Annotated in this window: 24 protein-coding genes, 1 tRNA gene, 1 other RNA gene and 1 pseudogene; 14 read left to right on the top strand and 13 right to left on the bottom strand. The window is 66.2% G+C overall.

Features of this window, described 5'->3' with window-relative positions:
- From HX774_RS12095 to HX774_RS12085, 3 genes and pseudogenes are all read left to right on the top strand, one after another.
- A pseudogene (locus tag HX774_RS12095) lies at nt 1-186 on the top strand (indole-3-glycerol-phosphate synthase); the annotation flags it as partial.
- Between the two features lie 22 nt (nt 187-208).
- Nucleotides 209-1,291 carry a glycosyltransferase family 4 protein gene (locus tag HX774_RS12090; RefSeq protein ID WP_255500425.1) on the top strand — a complete coding sequence of 361 codons (1,083 nt, stop codon included), beginning with the start codon at nt 209-211 and terminating at the stop codon, nt 1,289-1,291.
- 68 nt (nt 1,292-1,359) lie between these two features.
- Nucleotides 1,360-2,757: a cytochrome P450 gene (locus HX774_RS12085; RefSeq protein WP_178827082.1), complete on the top strand. Its 1,398-nt coding sequence runs from the start codon at nt 1,360-1,362 to the stop codon at nt 2,755-2,757.
- Here HX774_RS12085 and HX774_RS12080 read toward each other — a convergent pair.
- The 5 genes from HX774_RS12080 to HX774_RS12060 form a co-directional block, all read right to left on the bottom strand.
- Nucleotides 2,754-3,575 carry a TIGR00282 family metallophosphoesterase gene (locus HX774_RS12080; protein WP_178827080.1) on the bottom strand — a complete coding sequence of 274 codons (822 nt, stop codon included), beginning with the start codon at nt 3,573-3,575 and terminating at the stop codon, nt 2,754-2,756. The two genes, HX774_RS12085 and HX774_RS12080, sit on opposite strands and share 4 nt — an antisense overlap.
- Nucleotides 3,572-4,117: a 5-formyltetrahydrofolate cyclo-ligase gene (locus HX774_RS12075; RefSeq protein ID WP_178827078.1), complete on the bottom strand. Its 546-nt coding sequence runs from the start codon at nt 4,115-4,117 to the stop codon at nt 3,572-3,574. Before HX774_RS12075 ends, HX774_RS12080 begins: the two co-directional genes overlap by 4 nt.
- 267 nt (nt 4,118-4,384) lie before the next feature.
- A non-coding RNA gene (ssrS, locus tag HX774_RS12070) (6S RNA) lies at nt 4,385-4,545 on the bottom strand.
- 196 nt (nt 4,546-4,741) lie between these two features.
- Nucleotides 4,742-5,080: a cell division protein ZapA gene (locus tag HX774_RS12065; protein WP_114816112.1), complete on the bottom strand. Its 339-nt coding sequence runs from the start codon at nt 5,078-5,080 to the stop codon at nt 4,742-4,744.
- A complete protein-coding gene (locus HX774_RS12060; RefSeq protein ID WP_178827076.1) occupies nt 5,080-5,337 on the bottom strand; it encodes a hypothetical protein in 258 nt (85 codons plus the stop codon). The genes HX774_RS12065 and HX774_RS12060 overlap by 1 nt, the downstream gene beginning before the upstream one ends.
- A gap of 144 nt (nt 5,338-5,481) precedes the next feature.
- Here HX774_RS12060 and tkt point away from each other — a divergent pair, with 144 nt between their 5' ends.
- From tkt to pgk, 9 genes are all read left to right on the top strand, one after another.
- Nucleotides 5,482-7,431, top strand: a complete 1,950-nt coding sequence (gene tkt, locus HX774_RS12055) for a transketolase (RefSeq protein WP_218650404.1) — start codon at nt 5,482-5,484, stop codon at nt 7,429-7,431.
- A gap of 5 nt (nt 7,432-7,436) precedes the next feature.
- A complete protein-coding gene (locus tag HX774_RS12050; RefSeq protein ID WP_178827072.1) occupies nt 7,437-8,279 on the top strand; it encodes an alpha/beta hydrolase in 843 nt (280 codons plus the stop codon).
- Nucleotides 8,276-8,668, top strand: coding sequence for a VOC family protein (locus tag HX774_RS12045; RefSeq protein ID WP_178827070.1), 393 nt, complete (start codon nt 8,276-8,278; stop codon nt 8,666-8,668). The genes HX774_RS12050 and HX774_RS12045 overlap by 4 nt, the downstream gene beginning before the upstream one ends.
- Before the next feature lie 4 nt (nt 8,669-8,672).
- Nucleotides 8,673-9,866, top strand: coding sequence for a formate-dependent phosphoribosylglycinamide formyltransferase (gene purT, locus HX774_RS12040; RefSeq protein ID WP_178827067.1), 1,194 nt, complete (start codon nt 8,673-8,675; stop codon nt 9,864-9,866).
- A 272-nt stretch (nt 9,867-10,138) separates the two neighbouring features.
- Nucleotides 10,139-12,226, top strand: a complete 2,088-nt coding sequence (locus HX774_RS12035) for a carbon starvation CstA family protein (protein ID WP_178827065.1) — start codon at nt 10,139-10,141, stop codon at nt 12,224-12,226.
- Nucleotides 12,219-12,476 (top strand): YbdD/YjiX family protein, encoded by a 258-nt coding sequence (locus HX774_RS12030; protein WP_370523511.1) that lies wholly within the window; start codon nt 12,219-12,221, stop codon nt 12,474-12,476. Before HX774_RS12035 ends, HX774_RS12030 begins: the two co-directional genes overlap by 8 nt.
- 115 nt (nt 12,477-12,591) lie before the next feature.
- Nucleotides 12,592-13,599: a type I glyceraldehyde-3-phosphate dehydrogenase gene (gene gap, locus HX774_RS12025; RefSeq protein ID WP_114816107.1), complete on the top strand. Its 1,008-nt coding sequence runs from the start codon at nt 12,592-12,594 to the stop codon at nt 13,597-13,599.
- Nucleotides 13,600-13,692: 93 nt separating this feature from the next.
- Nucleotides 13,693-14,046: an endonuclease domain-containing protein gene (locus HX774_RS12020; RefSeq protein ID WP_178827063.1), complete on the top strand. Its 354-nt coding sequence runs from the start codon at nt 13,693-13,695 to the stop codon at nt 14,044-14,046.
- A 91-nt stretch (nt 14,047-14,137) separates the two neighbouring features.
- On the top strand, nt 14,138-15,331 hold the full coding sequence (gene pgk / locus HX774_RS12015) for a phosphoglycerate kinase (protein ID WP_178827061.1): 1,194 nt from the start codon (nt 14,138-14,140) through the stop codon (nt 15,329-15,331).
- A gap of 26 nt (nt 15,332-15,357) precedes the next feature.
- On the opposite strand, the gene HX774_RS12010 is transcribed toward pgk, so the two are convergent.
- The 6 genes from HX774_RS12010 to HX774_RS11985 all read right to left on the bottom strand — a co-directional run bounded on the left by HX774_RS12010 (nt 15,358) and on the right by HX774_RS11985 (nt 22,636).
- Entirely contained in the window at nt 15,358-15,606 is a 249-nt protein-coding gene (locus HX774_RS12010) for a hypothetical protein (RefSeq protein ID WP_178827059.1), read from the bottom strand.
- A gap of 124 nt (nt 15,607-15,730) precedes the next feature.
- Entirely contained in the window at nt 15,731-16,132 is a 402-nt protein-coding gene (locus HX774_RS12005; RefSeq protein ID WP_114816211.1) for a hypothetical protein, read from the bottom strand.
- Between the two features lie 206 nt (nt 16,133-16,338).
- Nucleotides 16,339-19,632: a TonB-dependent receptor gene (locus HX774_RS12000; RefSeq protein ID WP_255500424.1), complete on the bottom strand. Its 3,294-nt coding sequence runs from the start codon at nt 19,630-19,632 to the stop codon at nt 16,339-16,341.
- A 25-nt stretch (nt 19,633-19,657) separates the two neighbouring features.
- Entirely contained in the window at nt 19,658-20,611 is a 954-nt protein-coding gene (locus tag HX774_RS11995) for a FecR domain-containing protein (RefSeq protein WP_178827057.1), read from the bottom strand.
- Nucleotides 20,580-21,167 carry an RNA polymerase sigma factor gene (locus HX774_RS11990; protein ID WP_114816209.1) on the bottom strand — a complete coding sequence of 196 codons (588 nt, stop codon included), beginning with the start codon at nt 21,165-21,167 and terminating at the stop codon, nt 20,580-20,582. The genes HX774_RS11995 and HX774_RS11990 overlap by 32 nt, the downstream gene beginning before the upstream one ends.
- Before the next feature lie 56 nt (nt 21,168-21,223).
- Nucleotides 21,224-22,636, bottom strand: a complete 1,413-nt coding sequence (locus tag HX774_RS11985; protein ID WP_178827055.1) for a LytTR family DNA-binding domain-containing protein — start codon at nt 22,634-22,636, stop codon at nt 21,224-21,226.
- Between the two features lie 110 nt (nt 22,637-22,746).
- Here HX774_RS11985 and HX774_RS11980 point away from each other — a divergent pair, with 110 nt between their 5' ends.
- A complete protein-coding gene (locus tag HX774_RS11980) occupies nt 22,747-24,204 on the top strand; it encodes an alpha/beta fold hydrolase (RefSeq protein WP_178827053.1) in 1,458 nt (485 codons plus the stop codon).
- A gap of 110 nt (nt 24,205-24,314) precedes the next feature.
- On the opposite strand, the gene HX774_RS11975 is transcribed toward HX774_RS11980, so the two are convergent.
- Nucleotides 24,315-24,602, bottom strand: a complete 288-nt coding sequence (locus HX774_RS11975) for a hypothetical protein (RefSeq protein WP_178827051.1) — start codon at nt 24,600-24,602, stop codon at nt 24,315-24,317.
- Between the two features lie 285 nt (nt 24,603-24,887).
- Here HX774_RS11975 and HX774_RS11970 point away from each other — a divergent pair, with 285 nt between their 5' ends.
- Nucleotides 24,888-25,169 (top strand): hypothetical protein, encoded by a 282-nt coding sequence (locus HX774_RS11970; RefSeq protein WP_178827049.1) that lies wholly within the window; start codon nt 24,888-24,890, stop codon nt 25,167-25,169.
- 187 nt (nt 25,170-25,356) lie between these two features.
- On the opposite strand, the gene HX774_RS11965 is transcribed toward HX774_RS11970, so the two are convergent.
- A tRNA-Arg gene (locus tag HX774_RS11965) sits at nt 25,357-25,433 on the bottom strand.
- Nucleotides 25,434-25,688 lie beyond the last annotated feature (255 nt).

The raw sequence follows: 25,688 nt of genomic DNA, 5'->3' as shown, positions 1-25,688 counted from the left end.
GCCCCCGTCACCACCAAAGGCGATGAACTGTCGCGCCTGATCGCCGCGCGCCGTCAGGCCGTCGCGGACACCCGCGCCCTGCTGGCCGCCACCACCGACCCAGCCCTGAAAGGCCAGTTGACCGGCGACCTCAAGGCCGAGGAAGGGCGCCTGCGCGCCCTCGAGGCCCGCGCCGCCGCGCAATAGCCTTCTCCGGGGAAGCCACAGCATGAGAACCGCCGTCGTCATGCCTGTCGGGGCGCGGTTCTGCCTCGACCAGCCCAACTCCATGGAGACGGTGGCCCGCACCCTGGCCAAGGCCGATACGGGCGAGGTCCGCATCTTCTGCTGCGAAGGCGCCGGGGGCCGTGATGGTCTGTCGGTGCACGCCCTGCCCGCCGCCAACCGCCTCAAGGCCCTGCGTCAGGCGCTGAGCGAGTATCGCCCCGACGTCATCGAGTTCCATCAGCAGACCCAGCAGGCCGTCGCCCTCGCCCAGGATTTTCCCGACGCGGCCGTCACCCTGTATCGCCACAATGCAGTGAAGCCGCCGCGTCACTTCATCGACCGCTGGCGCTATGAGCGGCGCTACGACCGCATGGACGGCCTGATCTTCGTCAGCGAGGCGGCGCGGAGCGACTTCCTCAAGGACTTCCCGCGTCTTGAGGCCAAGGCCTTCGCCGTGCCCAACCCCATCGACGTCGACCTGTGGCGCGCGCCGATCGAAAACCGTGCACCAGTCATCGCCTTCGCCGGACGCGCCATGCCGGAAAAGGGCGTCGACCTGATCTGCGCCGCCCTGCCCGAGGTGCTGGAGCGCCATCCTGACTGGCGCGCCGTGCTGATGCTGAACGACTGGGACCGACACGCGGACTGGGCCGAACCCCATGTGGCGCCGCTGAGCCGATACGGCGACCGCGTCCAGATCCTGCGCTCGGCTCCCTTGGCCGAGGTGCGCGCCGTGATGCAGCAGGCGGCCATCGCCCTGACCCCGTCGGTCTGGGCCGAGCCTCTGGGCCTGACCGCCCTGGAGGCCCATGCGGCGGGCGCGGCTCTGATCTCGTCCGGTCGCGGCGGCCTACGCGAGGCCAGCGGCCCCCACGCCCTCTATGTCGATGACCTGACGCCGCAAGGCCTCGGCGCCGCCATCGAATCCCTGATCAAGGACCCGGCCCGTCGCATGGAGATGGCGCGCTCGGCTCAGGCCTATGTGATGGATGTCCACACGCCCGAACGCCGCGCAGCGCAACTGGCCGCCCTGCGGGAAAAGCTGGTCCAAACCAAGCGCGCCGGTCGCCCGACAGGCCGATAGCCGCAAAAGCCCCTTCCTTTTGACATTATCGTCAATACATATGGATCGACCCTGAAAGGGAGCGCTTCATGACCGACGCCGCCGCCTCAACCTTCCGCCCCTGGACGCCGCCGCGCCGGACCCAGAGGATGAACCTGCCGCATTTCCTGTGGCAGAGCTGGCGCGATCCCTTGCAGATCTGGAGCCACGCCCACTTCACCGAGCTCTACATCGACGGGGCCTCGCCGCTGGGCAAGACCCTGGTGGTCAGCGATCCGGCGGGCGTGCGTCACGTCCTGACCGACAACGCCGCCAACTATGAGAAGGGCGATCTGCAACGCCGCGTGCTGGGCCCCATGCTGGCCGACGGCCTGCTGCTGACCGAGGGTGAGCAGTGGCGGCGCGCCCGGCGCATCATGGCCCCCCTGTTCACCCCCGCCCATACGGCGCGCACCGCCGAGGCCATGGACCGGGTCTGCCGCCGCCGGGTCGAGAGCTGGCGGCTGGAGCACGGCGCGCGGGTTCTGAACATCGACAGCGAGATGAGCGGCCTGACCTTCGACATCCTGTCGGCGGCGCTGTTCTATGACGATCTCGACGGCGACGCGGCGGGCTTCGAGAAGGCGCTTAACCATTTCCTGGCGGTCGGGGCGCGGATCAGTCCGCTGGACGCGCTGAAGGCCCCCGACTGGATTCCGCGCCTGGGCCGTGTGGCCTCAGGCGGGGACGCGCGTTTCTTCAAGGACCGCGTCGACGCTCTGGTGGCGCGACGCCGCGCGCGGATCGAACAGGACGGGGACGCGCCCGAAGACCTGCTGACCGCCCTGCTCAGCGCCCGCGACGAGGAGGGCGACGGCTCAGGCCTGTCGGATCATGAGGTGGCGTCCAACATCCTGACCTTCATCCTGGCCGGGCATGAGACGACGGCGCGGACCCTGGGCTGGACCCTGCACCTGATCAGCCGCGACAAGCGCGTGGCCGACATCCTGAAGGCTGAAGCCGACAGCTGGGACCGCAGCGCCGCGGGTCTTCGCGACCTGCACTGGCACCGGGCAGTGATCGAGGAGGCCATGCGCCTGTTCCCGCCCGCCCCGGCCATGATACGGCAGGCCGTGGCCGACGACGTGATCGGCGGCTACGCAGTCAAGGCGGGCCAGAGCGTGCTGATCGTGCCCTGGGTCATCCATCGCCACGAAAAGCTGTGGGACGAGCCCGACGCCTTCCGGCCCGAGCGCTTCCTGCCCGAGAACCGCAAGTCCATCGACCGCTACGCCTGGCTGCCCTTCAGCGGCGGCCCGCGCATCTGCATCGGCGCCGCCTTCGCCATGCAGGAGGCGATCATCGCCCTGGCCGAAATCCTCAAGGCCGCCGAGGTCGAGGCCATCACCCCGGTCGAGCCGCGCCCCGTCCATCAGGTGACGTTGCGCAGCCAACGGACCATGCGGCTGAGGTTGCGGGCGCGGCGGGACCGGCCAGTCGCAGCTTAAACCTGCGGAATAGCCTGGCTCAGGCGGCCGCCGACGCGGATGGCTTCGACCCGCGTCGCCAGGCCTGTGCGGTCGTCAGTCTCGACGAAGACGCCGCAGATGGTGGCCGGGCCGCTGGCGGGGACATAGCGTCCGCCCGACAGACGGGTGGTGAAGCGTCGCAGCGGCTCTTCCTTGTCGTTGCCGATGACCGAGTCGTAGTCGCAGCAACCGCCGGCGTCGGTCTGATAGGCCGTGCCGTGGGGCAGGATCTGGGCATCGGCGGTCGGGACGTGGGTGTGGGTGCCGACCACCAGGCTGGCGCGGCCGTCGCAGAAGTGGCCCATGCCCATCTTCTCGCTGGTCGCCTCAGCGTGCATGTCGACGATGACGGCGTCGGCGACGACGCCGAGCGGCGCGGCCTCCAGCTCGCGCTCGACGGCGCTGAACGGGTCGTCCATCGGGTCCATGTGGATGCGGCCCAGGACGTTGATAACCAGCACCCGGCGGCCGTCAGCGGTCACGAAGACATCAGCGCCCCGTCCCGGCGCGTCCATCAGGCGCGGATAGTTGGCGGGACGGATCAGGCGCGGCTCGCGCACGATATAGGTCAGGGCCTCGCGCTGATCCCAGCTGTGGTTGCCCAGGGTCAGGACATCGGCCCCGGCGGCGAAGATCTCGCGCGCCGTGTTCTCGGTGATGCCGAAGCCGCCCGCGGCGTTCTCGGCGTTGACCACCACGAAGTCGAGTTTGAGGTCGCGCCTCAGCCCCGGAAGATGATCCGAAAGCCCATCGCGCCCGGACTTGCCGACCACGTCACCGAAAAATGCCAGTCTCATGGGACGGCTCTATAGCCGGTCTCGGTCAGAACGCCATGCAGACGCATGTCATGAGGCTCTAGCGCCAGGCGCTCGACCTGCTGCCCGGCGTAGGCGAAGCCGACGCGCACCGCATCGGGCAGGACGGCGAAGGTCCGGTCGTAATAGCCCCCGCCCTGCCCCAAGCGCCCGCCGTGGGCGTCAAAGGCCAGCAGGGGCGTCAGGATCAGATCGGGCGTGACGACTTCGGTCAGGGGCAGAGGCGCGGGACATCCAGCGGCGTCCAGCTCCAGCGGCTCGCCCGGCGCCCAGGCGCGAAAGATCATGGCCGCGTCGCGCTCGATGACCACCGGCAGGCAGAGGCGACGCCCCGCCTGATGTAGGGCCATGGCCAGGGCGTCCGTGTCCAGTTCCGACCCCATGGCGCGATAGAGGGCGACCATGTCCCCGGCCGGCAGGGCTGCGGCATGACCGGCGGCGCGCTCGGCGGCTTCGTTATCGACCTCGGCCAGCCGCTTGCGCAGGGCGCGCATGGAGGCGCGGAGTTCGTGCTTGGAGGTCATGGGGATTCTCTACACCACCGACGTCTGCCTTTCCTCCCCACTTTGTGGGGAGGGGGACCACGAAGTGGTGGAGGGGGCGGCGCAGACATCTGACGTGGAGTCGCCCCCTCCGTCTCGTCGGCTGCGCCGCCGATCCACCTCCCCATTCGCTCCGCGAACAGGGAGGAAAGACAAAGCTGCGCTCAAGCCGCGAGCGATAGCGCAAACCGCGCTCAAGCAGCGAGGCCCCGCTGGGCCAAGCGATAGCGCAAAAAAAAGGAGAAGGGTGGCGGCGCCGCAAGAACCGTGAAGAACGTTTAAATCCTCTCGACCTGGGTAGCCAGGTGGGCTCCATATGACCAAGCCCTCGAGCCCGGTCAGGGACAGATCCCTTAGAGTGAATTAAGGTCAGAAGGATATGTTGTCTTCGACGTGAGCCGCAGCAGGACCCGCCATCGGACAAGATAGGCGGTCCGAGGCGTTTCAACAATGGCCTCTCCCTCCCCATTTTGGGGAGGGTGGTCGCGCAGCGACCGGGTGGGGAGGGCGTGGCGATGCTAGGCGGCGCGGCTGATTTGCCTTGCCGCCCCCACCCGTCTGACGCTTCGCGTCAGCCACCCTCCCCCAAGTGGGAGGGAGAATTCCCTAGATCGTCTGGCAGATCTTCTCGATGCGCGCGGCCACCGCGTTCAAGGCCTCGGCGACGCCGTCGCCGGCGGGCGGCGGCGGGGCCTTGACCGGACCGTCCTGCGGGACCGGCCCCTGGCCCTTCTCCAGGCGCTGTCGGGCCTCCTGCAGTTCGTCGGCCAGCATCAGCGAGGCCATCAGGAACAGACGCAGATCACCCACATGGCCGACCTCGCCGGAAATCTGGCGCACATGGACGTCGAACTGTTGGGCCAGGGTGCGGACGCGCTCTTCCTGGCCGTCGGCGCAACCGACGGCGTAGGGACGGCCGTTGATATCCACTGTGACGGTCGCCATCAGCGCGCCTCCTGTTCGGCCAGAACCTCGCGCACGGCCTCGGCCGCGCGGCCCAGAGCCTCGGCCGCGTCACGGCCCGCGGCCTCAAGCTCGGCGATGCGCACCAGGTCGGCGGCGTTCGACGCCCGGGGCGCAAACAGGTCGTCGTCGGTGATGGCGGGGGCGGTGGCCGGACGCGCCTTCAGCTCCAGCACCTTGCGTTCCAGCAGGGCCAGGGCCTTGTCGATGCGTGTCTTTGCGGCCGTAACGGCGTCCATTGGGGTCCTTTCGTCCAGATTCCGTATAGAACCTGTGCGCGCGTCGGGGTAAAGCGGCGCCGCCCCGCTATATCCTGTTTCCTGAGGAAAGGTCTCGCCGTGACCGACGCCCAAGCTGCATTCGCCAAGCCTTCGCCCAAACAAATGGCCGACGCCATTCGCGTCCTGGCCATGGACGGCGTGGAAAAGGCCAAGAGCGGCCACCCCGGAATGCCCATGGGCATGGCCGACGTCGCCACCGTCCTCTACTCGAAATTCCTGAAGTTCGACGCCAGCCGTCCCGACTGGGCCGACCGCGACCGCTTCATCCTGTCGGCGGGCCACGGCTCGATGCTGATCTACAGCCTGCTGCACCTGACCGGCTACAAGGACGCGACCCGCGAACAGCTGGAAAACTTCCGCCAGTGGGGCGCCAAGACCGCCGGCCACCCGGAATACGGTCACATGACCGGCATCGAGACGACCACCGGCCCCCTGGGTCAGGGCATCGCCAACTCGGTCGGTTTCGCCCTGGCTGAGCGCCACCTGGCCGCCCGCTTCGGTTCGGACCTGGTCGACCACCGCACCTGGGTCATCGCCGGCGACGGCTGCCTGATGGAAGGCGTGTCGCAGGAAGCCATCGCCCTGGCTGGCCGCCTGAAGCTGAACAAGCTCTGCGTCATGTGGGACGACAACGAGATCACCATCGACGGCAAGGTGTCGCTGTCGGACAACACCGACCAGCTGGCCCGCTTCAAGGCCTCGGGCTGGGCGGTCAAGGCCATCGACGGCCACGACCACAGGCAGATCCAGAAGGCCCTGGCCTGGGCGACCAAGCAGTCCAAGCCGACGCTGATCGCCTGCAAGACCAAGATCGGCAAGGGCGCCGCCACCATGGAAGGCAGCCACAAGACCCACGGCGCCGCCCTGGGCGCGACCGAGATCGCCGCCACGCGTCAGGCCCTGCACTGGTCCTTCGACCCCTTCGACCTGCCGGAAGGCATCCAGAAGGCCTGGGCCAAGGTCGGCAAGCAGGGCGCCAAGACGCGCAAGTCGTGGGAAGCCCGCCTGTTGAACCACGCCCAGCGTGACGACTTCACCCGCGCCATGGCCGGCGACCTGCCGACCGGCGCCTTCGAGGCCCTGGACGCCAAGCTGAAGGAACTGGTTTCGAGCCAACCCGCCCTGGCCACGCGCCAATCCTCGGGCGAGGCGCTGGAGACGGTGTTCAACGCCATCCCCGAACTGATCGGCGGCTCGGCCGACCTGACCGGCTCGAACAACACCTTCGTCAAGAACACCCAGATTCTGGACGCGCCCGACTACGCCGGTCGTTACGTCAACTGGGGCGTGCGCGAACACGGCATGGCCTCGGCCATGAACGGCATGGCCCTGCACGGCGGCGTCATCCCCTACGCCGGCACCTTCATGGTCTTCTCGGACTACAGCCGCCCGGCGATCCGCCTGGCCGCCCTGATGGGCGTGCGCGTGGTCCACGTCCTGACCCATGACAGCATCGGTCTGGGCGAAGACGGTCCGACCCACCAGCCGGTCGAGCATCTGGCGGCGCTGCGCGCCATTCCCAACCTGATGGTCTTCCGTCCTGCGGACACCGTCGAGGCGTTGGAGTGCTGGCAGGTCGCCTTGCAGCACAAGAAGACCCCATCGGGCATGTGCCTGTCGCGTCAGAAGACCCCGGCGGTCCGTCTGACCGACGCGGGCGAAAACCTGTCGCGCAAGGGCGCCTATGAGCTGAAGGCCGCCAATGGCGCCGCGAAAGTCACCCTGTTCGGCACCGGCACCGAAGTCGCCCTGGCGCTGAAGGCGGCCGAGACGCTGGAGGCCGAAGGCGTGCCGACCCGCGTGGTCTCGGTCCCCTGCTTCGAGCTGTTCGAGCAGCAGCCCAAGGCCTATCAGGACGCAGTCATCGGTCGCGGCACCGTTCGCGTCGCCGTAGAAGCCGCCATCAAGCAGGGCTGGGAACGCTTCATCGGCGAAGACGGCGGCTTTGTCGGCATGACCGGCTTCGGCGCCTCGGCTCCGGCCGAAGTCCTCTACCGCGAGTTCGGCATCACCGCCGATGCCGTGGTCGAAGCCGCCAAGGCCCGGCTCTAAGCCTGATGCGCCGCTTCGCCCTCATCCTGAGCTTCGGCTTGTCGATGGCGGGCGGCGCAACCGCCTTCGCCGAGACCGTCGTCCCCGTGGCCGTCGAGACGCCCGTCATCATCGGCCAGTCCTACGCCCTGCCCTCAACCGTCATGGGACAGACGCGCGAGATCAACGTTTGGCTGCCGCCCGGCTATGCGAAAGGCAGCCAGACCTATCCGGTCCTCTTTGTCCTGGACGGCGGACAGGATCAGGACTTCCACCACATCTCGGGCATCGCCCAACTGGGGACCATTGTCGGCACGACCCGCGACGTCATCGTCGTCGGCGTCGCTTCGGTCGACCGCCGCAACGAGCTGGCCCTGCCGACCGAAGACCCCGAACTCATCGCCCGCTATCCGACCCAGGGCCAGTCCGACCGCTTCCGCCGTTTTGTGTCCGACGAGGTCCTGCCCTTTATCGAAGGCCGCTACCGCACCAGCGGTGAGACGGCGCTGATGGGCGAGTCTCTGGCGGGTCTGTTCGTGGTCGAGACCTTCCTGAAAGAGCCGCAGATGTTCGACGCCTATGTCGCCGTCAGCCCCAGCCTGTGGTGGGACGGCGGACGGCTGGCGCGGCAGTCGGGGGCGCATCTGCGCGACCACTCCAACGACCCGCGCACTCTGATCCTGACCCTCGGCGACGAGGGCGAGGAGATGCAGGCGCCGATGGACGTCCTGACCGCCAACCTGCGCGATCACGCCCTGCCCGGCGTCAAATGGGACTTCACCCCGCGCCCGACCGAGAGCCACGCCAGCATCTATCACGGGGCCGCCCTGGGCGCCTTCCGCCGCCTCTATGCGGTCCCTGCACAATGAGCCATCTCGGCGCCGTCAGCCTGCTGGTCCGCGACTATGGAGAGGCTATCGCCTTCTATGTCGGCAAGCTGGGCTTCGAGCTCAGCGAAGACACCGACATGGGCGGCGGCAAACGCTGGGTCCGCGTCACGCCCAAAGGCGGGCAGACCTCGCTGCTGCTGGCCCGCGCCGCAACGCCACAGCAGGTCGCCCGGATCGGCGATCAGGCCGGGGGCCGGGTCTGGCTCTTCCTCTACACCGACGACCTGATGCGCGACCACGCCGCCTGGCTCGACGCCGGCGTCGTCTTCCGCGAAACGCCCCGTCACGAAGCCTATGGCAAGGTGGTGGTCTTCGAAGACCTCTACGGCAACGCCTGGGACCTGATCGAACCCGCTACCGGAGCCTGAGCCCATGAAGATCGGCACGCCGCTTACCGACCACGCCACGCGCGTCATGCTGCTCGGCTCGGGCGAGCTGGGCAAGGAGGTGGCCATCGAGTTGCAGCGTCTGGGCGCCGAGGTGATCGCGGTGGACCGCTACGCCAACGCCCCGGCCATGCAGGTGGCGCACCGCAGCCACGTCATCCCCATGACCGACCCCCAGGTGCTGAACGGCCTGATCATGGCCGAGGCCCCGCACATCATCGTGCCGGAAATCGAGGCCATCGCCACCGACGTCCTGGCCGCCATCGAGGCGGCGGGTCTGGCCCGCGTCATCCCGACCGCGCGCGCCACCCAACTGACCATGAACCGCGAGGGCATCCGCCGTCTGGCCGCCGAGGAGCTAGGCCTGCCGACCAGCCCCTACGCCTTCGCCGGCTCGGCCGAGGAACTGGCGGCGGGCGCCGAGGCCGTGGGCTTCCCCTGCTTCGTCAAGCCGGTCATGTCGTCCTCGGGCAAGGGTCAGTCCTATGTCGAGCGCGCCGACGCCGTGGCCGAGGCCTGGGACTACGCCCTGGCGTCTGGTCGGGTCGACACGACCCGCGTCATCGTCGAGGGCCGCATCGCCTTTGACTATGAGATCACCCTGCTGACCGTGCGGTCGCTGCGCGACGGCGCCGTCCGCACCGACTTCTGCGCCCCCATCGGCCATCGCCAGCAGAAGGGCGACTACGTCGAAAGCTGGCAGCCGCAGATCATGAGCGAAACCGCCTTGCAGGCGGCGCAGGACATCGCCGGCAAGGTCACGGACGCCCTGGGCGGTCTCGGCGTCTTCGGCGTCGAACTGTTCGTCACGGGCGATCAGGTCTGGTTCTCCGAGGTCTCGCCGCGTCCGCACGATACGGGACTGGTGACGCTGGCGACCCAGACCATGAGCGAGTTCGCCCTGCACGCCCGCGCCATCCTCGGCCTGCCGGTGGACGTGTCCTTGCGGGAGCCCGGCGCCAGCGCCGTCATCTACGGCGGTCTGGAGGCCGAGGGCGTGATGTACGAAGGCGTGGCCGAGGCCCTGTCGGTGCCGACCGCCGACCTGCGCCTGTTCGGCAAGCCCGAGGCGTTCGAGCGTCGCCGCATGGGCGTGGCCCTGGCCCGCGGCGCCGATACGGATCAGGCGCGTGAGCGAGCGGCGGAAGCGGCGGGCAGGGTGCGGGTGGTAGCTCCATAATCCTTCTCCCGATGGGAGAAGGTGGCCCGAAGGGCCGGATGAGGGTCCTCGGTCGCCTTCGGCGTGAGCCGTCGCACCACGGCTGACGCCGACTACACCCTTGAACCCTCACCCTTTCGCGGAAGAACGATCGCTCCGCTCTCGTGCGCTCAAGCCCTCTCCCATCGGGAGAGGGAGCAGCCCTCGACTTTAGTCGATTGGCGTTCAGGCCCATTAAGGTTCAAAAAGGGACGAAAGGTCGCACCCAAGCCGACCCGGAGGACCGTTTCGCCATGGGCAAGCTCAGGACCGCGCTGATTTTCGGCGCCATCGCCATACTGGGGGCCAGCGCCCTCGGCGTCATCGCCCTGCATCAGGGCGAGAGTATCAGCGCCGTCTGGATCGTGGTGGCGGCGCTTTGCGTCTACGCCATCGCCTATCGTTTCTACGCCCGCTACCTGGCCGGAAAGGTCATGGGGCTGAACGCAAAACGGCCCACGCCGGCCGTGCGCCACAACGACGGGCTCGACTATGTGCCCACGCCCCGCAACGTCCTGTTCGGCCACCATTTCGCGGCCATCGCGGGCGCGGGGCCGCTGGTCGGGCCGGTGCTGGCGGCGCAGATGGGCTATCTGCCCGGCGTCCTGTGGATTCTGGTCGGCGCCGTGCTGGCGGGCGCGGTGCAGGACATGATGGTCCTGTTCATGTCCACGCGCCGCGACGGTCGTTCGCTGGGCGACATGGTCCGCACCGAGATGGGCCCCATCCCCGGCATCATCGCCCAGGTCGGCGTCCTGATGATCATGGTCATCATTCTGGCGGTTCTGGCCCTGGTCGTCGTCAAGGCCCTGGCCGAAAGCCCGTGGGGCACCTTCACCGTCGCCGCCACCATCCCCATCGCCATCTTCATGGGCCTCTACACCCGTTACCTGCGGCCTGGCCGCGTGGGCGAGGTCTCGGTCATCGGCGTGGTGCTGCTGATCCTGGCCATCATCGGCGGCGGTCATATCGCCGCTGATCCCTTCTGGGGTCCGGCCTTCACCCTGTCGGGCACCACCCTGGCCATCGCCATGATGGCCTACGGCTTCGTCGCCTCGGTCATTCCGGTCTGGCTGCTGCTGGCGCCGCGCGACTACCTGTCCACCTTCCTGAAGATCGGCGCCATCCTGGGCCTGGCCGTCGGCATCCTGATCGTGCGCCCGCACATCCAGATGCCCGCCGTCACCCCCTTCATCGACGGCAGCGGTCCGGTCTTCTCCGGCGCCCTCTTCCCCTTCCTGTTCATCACCATCGCTTGCGGCGCGGTCTCGGGCTTCCACGCCCTGATCTCCTCGGGCACCACGCCCAAGCTGCTGGAGAACGAGAACCAGATCCCGCTGATCGGCTATGGCGCCATGCTCTGTGAAAGCTTCGTGGCCATCATGGCCCTGATCGCCGCCACGGTGCTGGACCCGGCCGTCTATTTCGCCATGAACAGCCCGGTCGCAGTGATCGGCGACAACGCCGTCTCGGCCGCCGCCGCCGTGGCCCAGTGGGGCTTCCACATCACTCCGGCTGAGTTGGAGCAACTGGCCCGCGACGTGGGCGAGCACTCCATCCTGTCGCGCGCGGGCGGCGCCCCGACCCTGGCCGTCGGCATGGCGCACATCCTGTCGGGCGTCATCGGCGGCAAGGCCATGATGGCCTTCTGGTACCACTTCGCCATCCTGTTCGAGGCCCTGTTCATCCTGACCACGGTCGACGCCGGCACCCGCGTCTGCCGCTTCATGATCCAGGACCTGCTGGGCGTGGCCGTGCCGAAAATGCGCGAGACCAAGTCCTGGACCGCCAACGTCCTGGCCACGGCCCTGACCGTCGGCCTGTGGGGCTACTTCCTCTACACCGGCGTGGTCGATCCCCTGGGCGGCATCAACAGCCTGTGGCCGCTGTTCGGCATCGCCAACCAGATGCTGGCCGCCGTCGCCCTGATCCTGGGCACCGTGGTCCTGTTCAAGATGAAGCGCGAGCGTTTCGCCTGGGCCACGGCGGTTCCGGCGGTCTGGCTGCTGATCTGCACCCTGACGGCGGGCTTCCAGAAGCTGCTGCATCCCGACGTCAAGATCGGCTTCTTGGCCCATGCGCGTAAGTATCAGGAGGCCCTGGCCGCCGGAGACCTGCTGGCCCCGGCCAAGACGGCGGGCGACATGCACCGCATCATCATCAACGACTACGTCAACTCGGCCCTGACGGCGGGCTTCCTGTTCGTGGTCCTGACCATGGTGGTTTACGGCGTGCGCGCCTGCCTGAAGGCCCGTCGGATCAACCACCCCACCGTGGTCGAACAGCCCGCCGCCCACGAACTGACGCTGGAGGACGAAGCCATGGACATCGCCCGTGCCTAGGCCCTCCCCCCAGGCGAAGGAACCGGCTGACAACGCAGACCTGCTCTGCGTCTGTCGCGATGCGCTGGTGCGGTGGGGCAAGGACGCCCGCCGCACCGCCAGCCTCATGGTCGGCCAGCCCGACTATGAGGTCTATGTCGCCCACGCCGAGGCGACCCACCCGGATCAGCCCCCGCTGGACCGCACCGCATTCTTCCGCCTGCACGAGGCGCGGCGGTTCGGGGCGGGCGGCGCCTTCCGCTGCTGCTGACGGTCAAACGGTTACGTCCGAACACACCTTGTTACGGCGGCGGGCTTGAATCACAGCGCCGATCGTCCGAGTAAGGCATCCAATCGAAATCGCCCTTGCTCAGGAGACCTCCCCCATGACCGTTCGCGTCGCCATTAACGGCTTCGGCCGCATCGGCCGCCTCGTGCTTCGCTCGATCGTCGAGCATGGCCGCACGGACATCGAGGTCGTGGCGATCAACGACCTGGGCCCGGTCGAGACCAACGCCCACCTGCTGCGCTATGACTCGGTGCACGGCCGCTTCCCCGGCACGATCACCTCGGGCGAGGACTGGATCGACGTCGGCACCGGCAAGATCAAGGTCACGGCCGAGCGCGACCCGGCCAACCTGCCCCACGCCGAGCTGAAGGTGGACATCGCCTTCGAGTGCACCGGCATCTTCACCTCCAAGGACAAGGCTTCGGCTCACCTGAAGGCCGGCGCCAAGCGCGTCCTGGTCTCGGCCCCCGCCGACAACGCCGACAAGACCATCGTCTTCAAGGTAAACCATGAGACCCTGACCGCCGACGACATCGTCGTGTCGAACGGCTCGTGCACCACCAACGCCCTGGCCCCCGTGGCCAAGGTGCTGAACGACCTGTTCGGCATCGAGCGCGGCTACATGACCACCATCCACGCCTACACCGGCGACCAGCCGACGCTGGATACGATGCACAAGGACCCGTACCGCGGTCGCGCCGCCGGCCTGTCGATGATCCCGACCTCGACCGGCGCCGCCAAGGCCCTGGGCCTGGTCCTGCCGGAACTGAAGGGCAAGCTGGACGGTTCGTCGATCCGCGTCCCGACCCCGAACGTCTCGGTCGTCGACCTGAAGGTCGTCGCCGGTCGCGAAGTCACGGTCGAGGAAATCAACGCCGCCCTGCAAGCCGCCGCCGACGGCGCCATGAAGGGCGTCCTGGCCACGACGACCGACCCGCTGGTCTCGATCGACCTGAACCACATTGCAGCGTCGTCCACCGCCGCCCTGCCGCAGACGCAGGTCGTCGACGGCAAGCTGGCCCGCGTCCTGACCTGGTACGACAACGAGTGGGGCTTCGCGACCCGCATGGCCGACACCGCCTTGGTGATGGCCAAGTTCCTGTAAGCACGAATGCTGAGCCCTCTCCCAATGGGAGAGGGCTTGAGCGCCCAAGAGCCATAGGCGATTGGCTGCGCGAAAGGGTGAGGGTCGGCGGCCATGACTGTGGAACGCACCGTCTTCGCCCGCACGCTTCGACAAGATGCAGGATTGGCCGAGCAACGCGCTTGGGCCTTGCTAAGAAGCGGACAGATCGACGGCCACAAGTTCCGCCGCCAGCATCCGATCGGCCGATACGTCGCCGATTTCGCCTGCGACCGCTTGCGGCTGGTGATCGAAATCGACGGCGGGGTCCATGATCGGGACGAGGCTGTGACAAGTGATCACCTCAGACAAACAGACCTTGAAGCCTTAGGCTGGACTGTCCTGCGCTTCTCCAATGCCCAGGCCTTGAGCGAACCGGAAGCCATCACCGCCGCCGTTCGTGCACACGCCCGCTTGATCGCGCCCTGACCACGGCTTACGCCGACTGATACGTACGCCCCTCATCCGGCCCTGCGGGCCACCTTCTCCCACAGGGAGAAGGAAGACCTGGAACTTCATCATGACCTTCCGCACCCTCGACGACGCCGCTGACCTGTCCGGCCAGACCGCTCTGGTCCGCGTGGACTTCAACGTGCCGATGGAGGGCGGCAAGGTCAGCGACGACACCCGTCTGAAGGCCGCCCTGCCGACCATCCACCGCCTGCGCGAAGCCGGCGCCAAGGTCGTGCTGCTGGCCCACTTCGACCGGCCCAAGGGCGAGCGCGTCCCGGCCATGAGCCTGCGCCCCGTGGTCGAGCCGCTGGAGCTGCTGCTGCACGGCCCCGTCCGTTTCGCCGACGACTGCGTGGGCGACGAAGCCAAGGCCGCCGTGGCTGATCTGGACGCCGGCGGCGTGCTGCTGCTGGAGAACGTCCGCTTCCACAAGGGCGAGGAAAAGAACGACCCGGCCTTCGCCGCGCAACTGGCGGAACTGGGCGACCTCTACGTCAACGACGCCTTCTCGGCGGCCCACCGCGCCCACGCCTCAACCGAGGGTCTGGCCCGCCTGCTGCCGGCCTATGCCGGTTGCGCCATGGCCCGCGAGCTGTCGGCCCTGGACGCGGCGCTCGGTAATCCGCAAAAGCCCGTCATCGGCATCGGCGGCGGCGCCAAGGTCTCGACCAAGCTGGACCTGCTGAAGAACCTGGTCGCCAAGCTGGACTACCTGGCCATCGGCGGCGGCATGGCCAACACCTTCCTGCACGCCCAGGGCGTCGATGTCGGCGGTTCGCTGTGCGAGAAGGATCTGGCCGACACCGCGCTCGAAATCATCGAGGAAGCCCGTCAGAAGGGCTGCGAGCTGCTGCTGCCGGTCGATGTCGTGGTGGCCAAGGGCGTGAAGCCGGGCATCGAGTCGGGCGTGCGCGCCCTGGACCGCATCGCCGCCGACGACCTGATCCTGGACGCCGGTCCGGAAACGGTCGCCCGCCTAGCCCGCGCCATGGACCTGTCCAAGACCCTGATCTGGAACGGCCCGCTCGGCGTGTTCGAAGTCCCGCCCTTCGACAAGGCCACCGTGGCCGCCGCCAAACACGCCGCCGAACTGGCCCACGCCGGCAAGCTGGTCGCCGTGGCCGGCGGCGGCGACACCGTCTCAGCCCTGAACCACGCCGGCACGGCCGACGACATGACCTTCGTCTCCACCGCCGGCGGCGCCTTCCTGGAATGGATGGAGGGCAAGGTCCTGCCGGGCGTCGAGGCTCTGCGCGCCTGATCCTGGCCTGACGCGAGGGCTGAGCCTCAGCCCTCGCCGAACGGCGGCGGCAGCCGACCGGCCTTGAACAGGACGGTCGGCTCCTCGTCATAGTCGCCCAGATCCGTGTCCGCCGAGACGGTGAAGGCCACCACCCCATGCCGCAAGGGGGCCAGCCGCTCGGCCTTGCGGCGCGCCTCCTCGGCGTCCTTGCACCCGATCTGAGGTTCAGCGCGCACGGCGCCGTTCTTGGCCTGAATATAGGCCTGAACAATGTGGACGGTTTCGGTCGCCATGGCTCATGTCGTCCTGAGACTGGACCCACCCCATACGCGGGCCGGATCAAAGAAGCGGGGAATCGCCCCCGCAGCCCTTGTGCGCCAGAGACGCCAGGCGTCCAAGGCTGCAGGCGCTGCGCCCTTAGTCGTCTTCGCCCGCGTCGATGGCGTTGGCGACCAGATCCCGCCACGTCGGATCGGTGTCGTCCACCAGATCAACATCGTCCATCAGGGCCACCGCCCCGCCCCCGTCCGGCAGGATAAGGCCCAGCACCTCCATGACCTCCCCGTCCGAGCCGACATGGGCCTCGGCCTGCACGATCACCGCCGCCTGCTCGCCGTCGTCCTCCCACCAGATGACCGGCTGCGGCAGTTCCATGTCGATGACGCGGGGCTCTTCCGTATCGCCCAGAGCAAAGACGGCCCTGCGCGCCTGAACATCGTCCAGCGTCGCCACCGCCCCGGTGAAGGCCTTCAGCCGAGACCAGTCGTCGACGTCATAGCCGCCGCCGTCTTCATCAATAGGCTCCTCGCCCTGGGTCATCTGCCGCTCCTTGCTCCGACGCCGATCAGCGCCCGCTAGCAGCCGCCCGACACGCCCGCAACTGCTCCCGCTGCCTTCTCGCGGTTCCAGAAAAAAGGCCAGACGCCCGAAGACGTCTGGCCAGATGGCTATGGGGATAGCCGAAGGAAACACTTCTCATAGGCTAGGTAAGGCGTACTCAAGTCGCCCGCATGGGGATGCGGGATTCAGAACCTCTTCGACACACTGAAGGCCACGAGGCGCGGATCCAGGGTGAAGATGTTAGCCGTCAGGCCCGTGTCATCGCTGTTGGTGAACACGTCGGTGATGGGAGCATCGTCGAAGACGTTCTTCACATAGGCGGTGAAGGCCAGATCCTTGCTCGCGTTCTCGACCACGATGGACAGGTTCAGGTTGTCCCAGGCCTTCAGATGATCATATTCGGTGTTGAAGATCCGGGCGTAGCTGGCGTCCTGCCAATAGTAGTCGCCGCGCACCGTCATATCCCATCCGCTGAACGAGAAGACGTATTGGGCGCCGATGTTGGCGGTCAGGTTGGGCGAGTTCGGCAACTCATTGCCGCCCAGGCCCGCCATAATGCCCCGGCCGCCGTTGGGCGCGCTGAGAGGGTCATATTCAAATCCGAACATCTCATTGAGACGCAGCAGGGATTCGAAATCAGGATCGAATGACCCAGACCGCTTCGATCCCGAGCATAACCCCTGGAGCCCCCACATCATTATGGTGTCAGGCATGCCGGAGTTCATGATGGTCTCAACATGTTTGGTCGGGGCGATACAGTTGGACGGCACCTGGACCCAGGGCCTGAGCAGCGTCCATTCGGCGTTGCCCTGCGTCCGATTCATGACATCGATCGAACCTTCGCCGTCGGCGACGCGCGTGTTCAGATAGCCGATATTGGAATCGATCCTGAACCGGTCCGTCACATGGAAGATGCCCTCCAGCTCAAGCCCCCAGATCCGTGCGTCGAAATTCTCGTTCAGAGAAATGCGGTCAACGATCTGAGAGACCTGATAATCCTTGTAGTCATAGTAGAAGGCATTGGCGTTCAGCCGAATTCGGCCATCATGGAATGTATTCTTGGCGCCAATCTCGAAAGCGTTCACGTACTCAGGCTCGAAATCCGCAGCCAAGGGCTGATACTGAACGACTTCCGGATTGATATCGACACGCGGAGGATTGGTGCCGCCCCCCTTATAGCCTCGCGAATAGGAGGCGTAGACCAGGGTGTCGTCGGTGAATGACAGGTCAGGCTTCCAATCCAGCACGAACCGGCCGGTGACAGCCCCCCAGGACTGCTTGATATCCGGCCCAGCCGGATAGCCCCGACTGACGTAGCCGCCGGAACCCAGCCCCCCCGTCCCATCCGGGTTGGCGCCCATCAAGAGCTGGCTGGGATAGGGCGTGGTGACCTTCTTGTCGTCCGTATAGCGCAGACCGACGGTCATGCGCAGGTCAGGCTTCAGATCCCAGTAACCCTCGCCAAACAGCGCCCAGGACCGAACGTTGACGACATTTCGGCTGCGGAAATAGTTATGACCATCGCCGGCAAGCTGATCGAGCGACGTAGGATCAACATAGATGCACTCCTTCCACGCCGTCGCATTTTCATCGCAAATCTGACTAAATATTCCGTCGGTATACGAAAAACCACTAGGGTCAATATTGTAGAAATACTCTGCAATCAGAGTAAATATATTGTTGAAAACGTAATAATTATCTTCTGTTTTGAAATCCAGATAATTGGCTCCAATACTAAAATTGAACCCATTTTCGTAATTTGATTGAAGCCTGAACTCTTGCACAAACTGACTATTGTCTGATGAACTGACATCAGCACTTATCATTCTGCTAGACGCTCCCAATTGAGGGTCTGTGTACACGCCGCCAGGCGTAATCCAGGGAGAGCTGGCCACAGTATTACCAAACCAATCGACAAATGGTTGCGAAGAGTCGGAGAATATAGGGTTGCTGACGAAGCGATTGTAGTCCTGTGTTGACCAGTAATCGTCCTTGGCATAGGCGGTCTGAGAGAAGAAAGTGATGTTTTCAGAAATATCTAATTCAAGATTGAACTGAATAAGATCATTCTTCGCCCTAAACTTGGGATCATATGCACTACCCATCTCTCTCAAGTTACGAGATTGATTAACTCCAAGATATGGATCGACAAAATTATTGACTGCACTTATCGTTTGTCCATTTGGAGCCGTGCCGTATTCGATATTTCCCGCCATAAAGATATGACCGAAGGCGCCGCCGTTCGGCGTGTCATAGGCCGCGTCGCTGTAGAGGGTCTTGGCCAAACAGCCCTGGCTCAGCCTGTTCCGCAGGAACGTCGTCGGCACAATCGTATTGCCGACCTGGGTCGGGCCCGGGTCCTTGGTGCAGAGCTGCTTGCCCGTCCGCGCGCGCTGATCCTCTTCTTCGAAATGCTCCCAGATCAGGTTGGTGCGGAAGCTGTCGCTCGGCTCCCAAGCCGCTGACAGACGCGTCGACCACAGGTCGCGGTCATTCACGTGAGTGTCTTTGAAAGTGTTGTAGTCGAAACCGTCACGCTTGGTCAGCGACGCCGCCGCCCGCACCCAGAAGGTGTCGGTCAGCGGAATATTGACCATCATCTGGCCGCGCTGGGAGTTGTAATTGCCGGCCTCCGCCTTGAGCATGGCGTCGAACTCGGGCCCCGGCAGGTTGGGGATCATGTTGACCACGCCGCCAGTGGCGTTGCGACCGTAGAGCGTGCCCTGAGGGCCGCGCAGGACCTCAACCCGGCTCACATCCAGATATTCCTGCTCGAACAGGCGGTTCCGAGTCAGGGGGGTGTTGTTGAAGCTGATCGCCACAGCCGGGTCGCTGCTCGACGAAACAGCCTTGGTCCCGATCCCGCGGATCGAGAAGTTGTACATGCTGAAATTGTTCTTGGAGAAGCTGACGTTCGGCACAGCCCGCAGCAGCTCGGCGCCGCTGTCGATCCGCATGGCTTCAAGAGTCTCGGACGTCAGGGCCGTAACCGCGATCGGCACGTCCTGGATGGATTCCTCGCGCTTCTGAGCGGTGACGATGATGTCTTCGACCGCAGTAGCGGCTTCCGGCAGGGCGCTCTGCACCTGAGGGGCGACGCCGAGCGTGAAGGTGCGCCCGTCGCCCGAGGTGATGGTTAGACCCGAGCCCGCCAACAGCTGCCGCAGACCGGCGTCTACCGCCATCTCGCCGCGTACGGCGGCGGTGCGACGCCCGCGCACGTCGGACGCCGAGACCAGGATCTGCACGTCCGCCTGCCGCGCAAAATCGGCTACGCCGCTGGATGCGGCCTGGGCCGCGACGTTGAACGTCTTGGTCTGGGCCCAGGCTGGGCCTGCCGCCGCCATCATGACGACGGCGGTCGTCGCCATCAGCGCGTGTCGAAACTCTGAACTGTAGGCCATAAGATCCTCCCCGATCCCTGCGCGTTTTTCGCGCTTATCATTGATGACGTTCGGCCCGCCGACTTCCGTAAACATCCATGTCAATTACTGTCCGCAGCGATCAGAGACGGGAGATACGGATCACCTCGTCGTCCATGAGGACGCGCGCATCAGCCGTCACCGCCACCGCGCGAGCGAAGGCTTCCGGCTCATTGGTGCGGAATCGTCCCACCAGGGCTTCGGACGCCAGGCCGGGCCCCTCGATCCGCAACTGGCGCGTGTTGTAGCGATTGAACTCCACGACGGCGTCTCCCAGCGTGTCGCCGTCCAGCACGATCTCACCGTCTCGCCAGGCCAGCCGGCGGTCGATCTCGGCGGCGGCGCTCTGACTCATCCCCGGCCCCATGGCTTCGCTGACGAAAGCATGGTCCCCTACCGAAAGGCGCCGGACATGCTCCGGCGCGTGCGCCGACCACACCTCGACGACGCCTTCAGTCACCAGCACGTCCGAGCCCCGCTCATGTCGGCGCACGGAAAAGGCCGTGCCGACCGCGCGCACGCGCACGTCGCCGGCGACCACCACGAAGGGCCGCGCCGTGTCCTTGGCGACCTGAAACCAGGTCTCGCCCCGCTCCAGATCGACGCGCCGGATCGTCCGATCCAGGGCCACCTTCAACTGGCTCTCGGTGTTGACCGCCAGCATGGAGCCGTCCTCCAGCGGTACGCGACGGATCTCGCCGCGCACCGTGCGGATGCGCGCGTCCAGCACGCCCCGCGCCACTCCCCACACAGAAACCCCGCCGACAGCCGCCGCGACGGCCCCGCCCGCGACCAGCCAGCGGCGGCTGGGCCTGACCCGCGCCTCTCGCTCTTCACTTACCCCCAGAACGCCCGCCCGATCCAACTGCATCCAGGCCGCCTGCGCGCGCAAGAAGGCCCCGCGGCGGCGGCTGTCGCCTTCCAGCCAGGCGTTCAGCTCGGCTTCGAGCGCCGCGTGCGAAGTCTCGCGGTCCAGCCGCGCGACCCAGGCCAGAGCCTGATCCTCAATGACCTTTGCGGTCGCGCGTTCGCCCATGGCTTCGCTCCGTTCTTATGGCCTCAGCCGCCTCGCCTTCCCCTTCCGCGATCGCCTTCAGGATCAACCGCAGCCCGCGCACCACATCGTTTTCCACGATGGTTTCCGTGACCCCCAGCCGCTTGGCGATCTCGCGCTGTGAGAGGCCTTCGATCTTGCGGAGCTCGAAGATGTGCCGACATCGCCCCGGCAGACCCGCGATCAGGCCCTTCACCCGCTCCAGCTCGCGGCGTGCAGCGGTGATCCGCTCGGGCGAAGGATCATCCCAAACGACATTCAGGGCGTCGATTTCCGCCACGGTTTCCATGCGCACGACGCGCGCGCGGCGCATCCGGTCCACGACGATGCTGCGCGCCACCGTGAAGAAATAGGCCCGAGGGTTGGCGATGTGGCCCACCTCCGTCATGCCGGCCAGCCGACAATAGGCGTCCTGCACAATGTCCTCGATCTCATTGACCGGCACCATGCTGCGCCTGAGCCAGGCGCGCACGTCCGCTTCGTGCGGCAGGATGTCCCGCCCCACCCAGGCGACCACTCTTCGACGATCATCGTCCATCCCCGCCTCCCCCTCCATTCGATAGCACGACGAACGGGGCGACAGTTTCCGTATAATTATGTTCCCTCAAGCACGTCGCGAACGGTCGACAGACGGTTTCGGCTGATGGGCAGGGGCGCGCCTTCATCCATCAGCAGGCGACCTCTGCCGCCATCCCGCTCGAAGCCGCGAACATGGGCGAGGTTGGCGATGACCGAGCGGTGGACCCGTAGAAAGCCCTCCGCCAGGTCTGTTTCGAGCCGATCCAGCCGGGCCGCGTGCAGCATCTTCCGCCCCCTGGTCAGCCGTAGCTCCACATAGTCGTCCGCCCCGACGACGGCGACGATGTCCGCCAGCGGCACCCGCTCGACCCCGCGCGACGACGCCACCGTCAGACAGTGGGGACGGGCGGCGGCGCGGGTCAGCGCGACCTCGCGTCCCTGATCGTCGCGGCCCAGCCGCACGACCTCGGCCATGAGCAGAGGAAGAACCAGCCCAGCGGCGAACAGGAAGTAGGACAGGTCGATGAGCCAGTTGGGAAAGAGGACCCCGATCGCGATGAAGGCGGCGAGATAGGCTAGGGTCAGCCGTGCGCCCGGCACACCGCGACGCACCCCGACGCCCGCCGCCAGGGTGGAAAGCGCCAGCCCGACCATCAAGGCCGCAGCGGTCTTCAGATCAAAACCGGGAGCCAGCCAGGTCGCCGCCACGGCCGCCACGGTCAGGGTGATCAGCGGACGCCGCGCCTGGGGCCAGAAACGCGACACGACGTAGGAGACGAGCAGAACCGCGAAGGCGGCGGTCAGAACCCAGATGCCGACCAGCCGCAAACCATGAATGGGATAGGCATAGGGAACCAGCGCCCGCAGACTCTCCAGCATCGCCTGCACCCCCGCGACACCAGCCAAACCCGCCAGCGCCAGGCTCGAACGGGTGCGGCGCAGGCTGTAGATGACGCCAAAGCCGAAGGCGGCGGCGAACAGGGCGCCGGCGATGAGGAAGGCGATCGCCACCAGCACCGTGCGCGACGGCCAGGGATAGGGGGCGACCATGATGGCCGCGATGGGCCCGTCCAGGCGCACCAGACCATGGAAGGACGACAGGCGGACCACGACGACATTGTCCGCCGCTCGCCACATCCGTTCGGGGATCGGCAAGGTCGCCTCGTATCGGCCGGGCCTTTCCGTCGCGGACGACCCGCCCGGTCGACCATTCTGGCCGAGCGTCTGCCCGTTTAGCCAGGCCTCCGACGAAGCGGCGCCGACGACATAGAGCGCGACAGGCTCGTCGCCCTGCGGGCGCTGCACGACAGAGCGAAGCCAAAGCTCCCGCCCTTGCGGGTCGATGACATCGCCCGCCGGGCGACAGTCGTGCACCACGGGCGCCGCCGCTCCCGCTTCAGCGCGACAGACCTGCCACTCCGGTTCTTGCGCCCACAGCGTCCTCGGGAGCGAGATCAGGAGAATCGCGATGAAAAGAATCCGCCACATGACGGCGACCCTATCGCCATTCACCGGAAAGCGCTGCCGTTCACCGAACCAGGGGCGCCGTTCGCCGAAGCGCGCCCCACACGGTCGAAAACCCTGCTTCAACCGTCGTCATGACCCACACCTTCCTGAACCGCCGCTCCATAATCGCCGCCGCCGGCCTCGCCGTTCCTGGCATGGCGTTCCTGTCCAGCGCCGCCCGCGCTCAGGCGACTCAGCCCCAGGCCGGACCCTTCCGCTACAAGTCCGGCGACGGCCAGGAAGTCGACGCCGAACGCGGCTTCTTCGAGGTCCCCGAGGACCGCCGCATCCCCGGTTCGCGTCGTATCCGCCTCGGCTATGTGCGCTTCGCCTCGACCGCCAAGAACCCTGGCCCGCCCATCGTCTATCTGGCCGGAGGTCCCGGCGGTTCCGGCGTGCGCACCGCCATGGGCCCGCGCTTCCCCATCTTCATGGCCCTGAGAGAAGTGGCCGACGTCATCGCCTTCGATCAACGCGGCGTCGGCCTGTCGGCCAGCATTCCTGACCGCGCGGCCACCACGCCCTACCCCGCCATGACCCATGCCGGCGTCACCGCCTGGTATCGTGAAGAGATGCAGAAGGCCTGGATCGACTGGAGCCGCGCCGGCATCGCCATGACCGGCTACAACACCGCACAGAACGCCGACGACATCGAGGACCTGCGCCGCCATCTGGGCGTGGAAAAGGTCAACCTGTGGGGCATCAGCTACGGCACCCACCTGGCCCTGTCGGTGCTGAAACGGCACCCGAATTCAATCGGCCGCGTCGCCCTGGCCAGCCTCGAAGGTCAGGATCAGACCATCAAGCGGCCCGCCCACATCGACATGTTCCTGGACCGCGTGGATCATCTGATGGGCGCCCACCCCGTCGTCCGCGCGGCGATCCCGAACATGCCGGCCCTGATGCGCCGCGTGCATGAGCGGCTCGAGGCTGATCCGGCCACCCTGACCTTCGCCGGTGAAAACGGCCCCGTCGACGTCAAGATGGGCGGTTTCGGGGTCCAGCTCCTGGCCTCCGCCCTGGTCGCCAATCCGCCGCAACTGTCCATGCTGCCGAAAATTTATCTGGCGCTGGACGCCGGGAAGACTGACGTCCTGACGCCTCTCTTCCCGCCGCCTCACCGCTACTTCAACCTCTCCGGCATGCCGGAGGCGATGGACCTGGCGTCGGGCGTTTCGCCCGCACGCCTGGCGCTGATCGAGAAAGAGGCGAAGACGGCGGTTCTGGGCGACGCCTTCAACCTGCCCATGCCGCATCTGCTGGGCGCCATCCCCGGCGTCGATCTGGGCGACGACTTCCGTCAGCCGATCCGCATCGAGACCCCGGCCCTTCTGGTCGCCGGCTCCCTCGACGGCCGCACCCCGCTGGAGGAACAGGCCGAGGTCATCGCCCAGTTTCAGAACAAGGCTCAGGTTCTGGTCGAGAACGCCGGCCACAACGTCTTCGAGGCCCACCCGGAGGTCCAGACCCTGCTGGTCAAGTTCTTCGGCGAGCACGCCGTCCAGGACACCCGACTGACCCTGCCGCCCCCGACCTTCCCCATCGCCTGATGAATCGGCAAGCCGGACCGACCCCAGCGTTTCGCAACCCGGCCACCGCGAACCGAAAGCCCCGGCTGATCGCTCAACCGGGGCGTGGCGTTCGTTCAGCCGACGTCTTGTCACCACTCAGGCGGGAGGTAGGGGCCGCCGCCCGTGCAGAGGTACATCGGCGTGGCGTCAAAGTAGGGGGTGTGAAGCTGGACGCGCTGGGCATAGACGTTCTGCCCGCTCACGACGCAGCCCCGATCGGAGTCGTACCCGATAACAATGGTTTTGGCGGCGTCCTCGTACAGGACGTAGGAGTAGGCGATCTGAGGATCGAGATAGGTTTTGGCCAGGGCGGCGCCGGCCATACCGGCGGTCAACAGACCGGCCACAGCAAGGGCCGCCTTCAAGTGTTTCGACATATCTTTCCTCCCAACTTGCGCCACCACGACGCGAACCTGAGCAGATGACAGCCGGTCCGGGCGCGCAACTCACAGATATGTGAATACACACTTTGGCGGCATGACATTCTGTCGCTGGGCCTCATGCAGGCCAGCAAACACAAGGCTGCCTATGTCTACTTCTTACCTTAGGACGCTTGAGAGACAGCCGCCGGAACGGCCCTACGACACCTATCTAAGGTTGACTCCACAATCCGCGTAACGCGAGTGTCCAAAACCTTCGTTGGGAAGGTTTTGGAGGGTGAAATGAAGTTCTCGAAACGCCTCGTCATCGCAGCGGCAGCTTGCCTGGGCCTCACCGCCACAGCAGCCATCGCTCAGACCTCAATGATCATCCTCTACGACACCGTCTACTACAGCGACGCGACCCACACCGTTGAGGTCGGGCGCAACTACGGGGTCTGCTACGGCGGTATGGGCAATCCGATCTGGGCAGGGTCGAGCCAATACACCGATGGGCAGACGACCTCCTACTACGCAAACGTTCGCGTGGGCCGGTGCACCGCAAATGGTCCCGAACTCGAATAGGGTTCTGCCAGAGCCATGCTTCCAACGCCCCGGATCGCTCCGGGGCGTTTCCAATTGGAGCGCCCTGGCCCGAGCCGCCCTCAGGAGGGCCGATGCCCGCTCTCCCCACCCAAGCACGAATAGGGCAGCGTCAAACCCAACGCCAAACCAAAGTCATGCCGTTGATTTAAAATAAAGATTTAAAGCATGGCGACCCCGGAGGGACTCCAACCCCCGACCTCGGCTTTAGGAAAGCCTTGCTCTATGCAGCTGAGCTACGGGGCCACGCAGGTCGTCCCTAGCGGGTCGCGGGGACGAGGGAAAGACGGTCAGGCCGGGTTTTCCACTAGGCAAGAAAATCCTAGCGGTTAATCCGCGTTAAGCTACAATATCTTGTAGGGAACAAAGCCTGAATCGGAGCGAGTCGCCGATTCGGTCCTGATTCGTTTCGCCCCTGTTCCAGTCATTGGCCGAAAGCGTTTACGAATGGCCAAGCTCGTAGCCCGCTCATCGCCCGCCCTTGCGATCAAACCGAGCTCA

Source organism: Brevundimonas sp. P7753 (genome assembly GCF_013386595.1).
Lineage (GTDB): Bacteria > Pseudomonadota > Alphaproteobacteria > Caulobacterales > Caulobacteraceae > Brevundimonas > Brevundimonas bullata.
The sequence above is the reverse complement of the archived record's forward strand: the minus strand, read 5'-3'. Positions and strand labels throughout refer to the sequence as shown.

Excerpts from the sequence above, each read along its gene's own strand:
- HX774_RS11985 (WP_178827055.1), bottom strand. The coding sequence starts at position 22,636 with ATGTGGCGGATTCTTTTCATCGCGATTCTCCTGATCTCGCTCCCGAGG.
- HX774_RS12060 (WP_178827076.1), bottom strand. The coding sequence starts at position 5,337 with ATGGACGCCGTTACGGCCGCAAAGACACGCATCGACAAGGCCCTGGCC.
- HX774_RS12005 (WP_114816211.1), bottom strand. The coding sequence starts at position 16,132 with ATGACCCAGGGCGAGGAGCCTATTGATGAAGACGGCGGCGGCTATGAC.
- tkt (WP_218650404.1), top strand. The coding sequence starts at position 5,482 with ATGGCCGACGCCATTCGCGTCCTGGCCATGGACGGCGTGGAAAAGGCC.
- HX774_RS12050 (WP_178827072.1), top strand. The coding sequence starts at position 7,437 with ATGCGCCGCTTCGCCCTCATCCTGAGCTTCGGCTTGTCGATGGCGGGC.
- HX774_RS12080 (WP_178827080.1), bottom strand. The coding sequence starts at position 3,575 with ATGAGACTGGCATTTTTCGGTGACGTGGTCGGCAAGTCCGGGCGCGAT.
- pgk (WP_178827061.1), top strand. The coding sequence starts at position 14,138 with ATGACCTTCCGCACCCTCGACGACGCCGCTGACCTGTCCGGCCAGACC.
- HX774_RS12065 (WP_114816112.1), bottom strand. The coding sequence starts at position 5,080 with ATGGCGACCGTCACAGTGGATATCAACGGCCGTCCCTACGCCGTCGGT.
- HX774_RS11975 (WP_178827051.1), bottom strand. The coding sequence starts at position 24,602 with ATGTCGAAACACTTGAAGGCGGCCCTTGCTGTGGCCGGTCTGTTGACC.
- HX774_RS11970 (WP_178827049.1), top strand. The coding sequence starts at position 24,888 with ATGAAGTTCTCGAAACGCCTCGTCATCGCAGCGGCAGCTTGCCTGGGC.
- HX774_RS12010 (WP_178827059.1), bottom strand. The coding sequence starts at position 15,606 with ATGGCGACCGAAACCGTCCACATTGTTCAGGCCTATATTCAGGCCAAG.
- HX774_RS12035 (WP_178827065.1), top strand. The coding sequence starts at position 10,139 with ATGGGCAAGCTCAGGACCGCGCTGATTTTCGGCGCCATCGCCATACTG.
- HX774_RS12075 (WP_178827078.1), bottom strand. The coding sequence starts at position 4,117 with ATGACCTCCAAGCACGAACTCCGCGCCTCCATGCGCGCCCTGCGCAAG.
- HX774_RS12090 (WP_255500425.1), top strand. The coding sequence starts at position 209 with ATGAGAACCGCCGTCGTCATGCCTGTCGGGGCGCGGTTCTGCCTCGAC.
- purT (WP_178827067.1), top strand. The coding sequence starts at position 8,673 with ATGAAGATCGGCACGCCGCTTACCGACCACGCCACGCGCGTCATGCTG.
- HX774_RS11995 (WP_178827057.1), bottom strand. The coding sequence starts at position 20,611 with ATGGGCGAACGCGCGACCGCAAAGGTCATTGAGGATCAGGCTCTGGCC.
- HX774_RS12020 (WP_178827063.1), top strand. The coding sequence starts at position 13,693 with ATGACTGTGGAACGCACCGTCTTCGCCCGCACGCTTCGACAAGATGCA.
- HX774_RS12000 (WP_255500424.1), bottom strand. The coding sequence starts at position 19,632 with ATGTTTACGGAAGTCGGCGGGCCGAACGTCATCAATGATAAGCGCGAA.
- gap (WP_114816107.1), top strand. The coding sequence starts at position 12,592 with ATGACCGTTCGCGTCGCCATTAACGGCTTCGGCCGCATCGGCCGCCTC.
- HX774_RS11990 (WP_114816209.1), bottom strand. The coding sequence starts at position 21,167 with ATGGACGATGATCGTCGAAGAGTGGTCGCCTGGGTGGGGCGGGACATC.
- HX774_RS12085 (WP_178827082.1), top strand. The coding sequence starts at position 1,360 with ATGACCGACGCCGCCGCCTCAACCTTCCGCCCCTGGACGCCGCCGCGC.
- HX774_RS11980 (WP_178827053.1), top strand. The coding sequence starts at position 22,747 with ATGACCCACACCTTCCTGAACCGCCGCTCCATAATCGCCGCCGCCGGC.
- HX774_RS12045 (WP_178827070.1), top strand. The coding sequence starts at position 8,276 with ATGAGCCATCTCGGCGCCGTCAGCCTGCTGGTCCGCGACTATGGAGAG.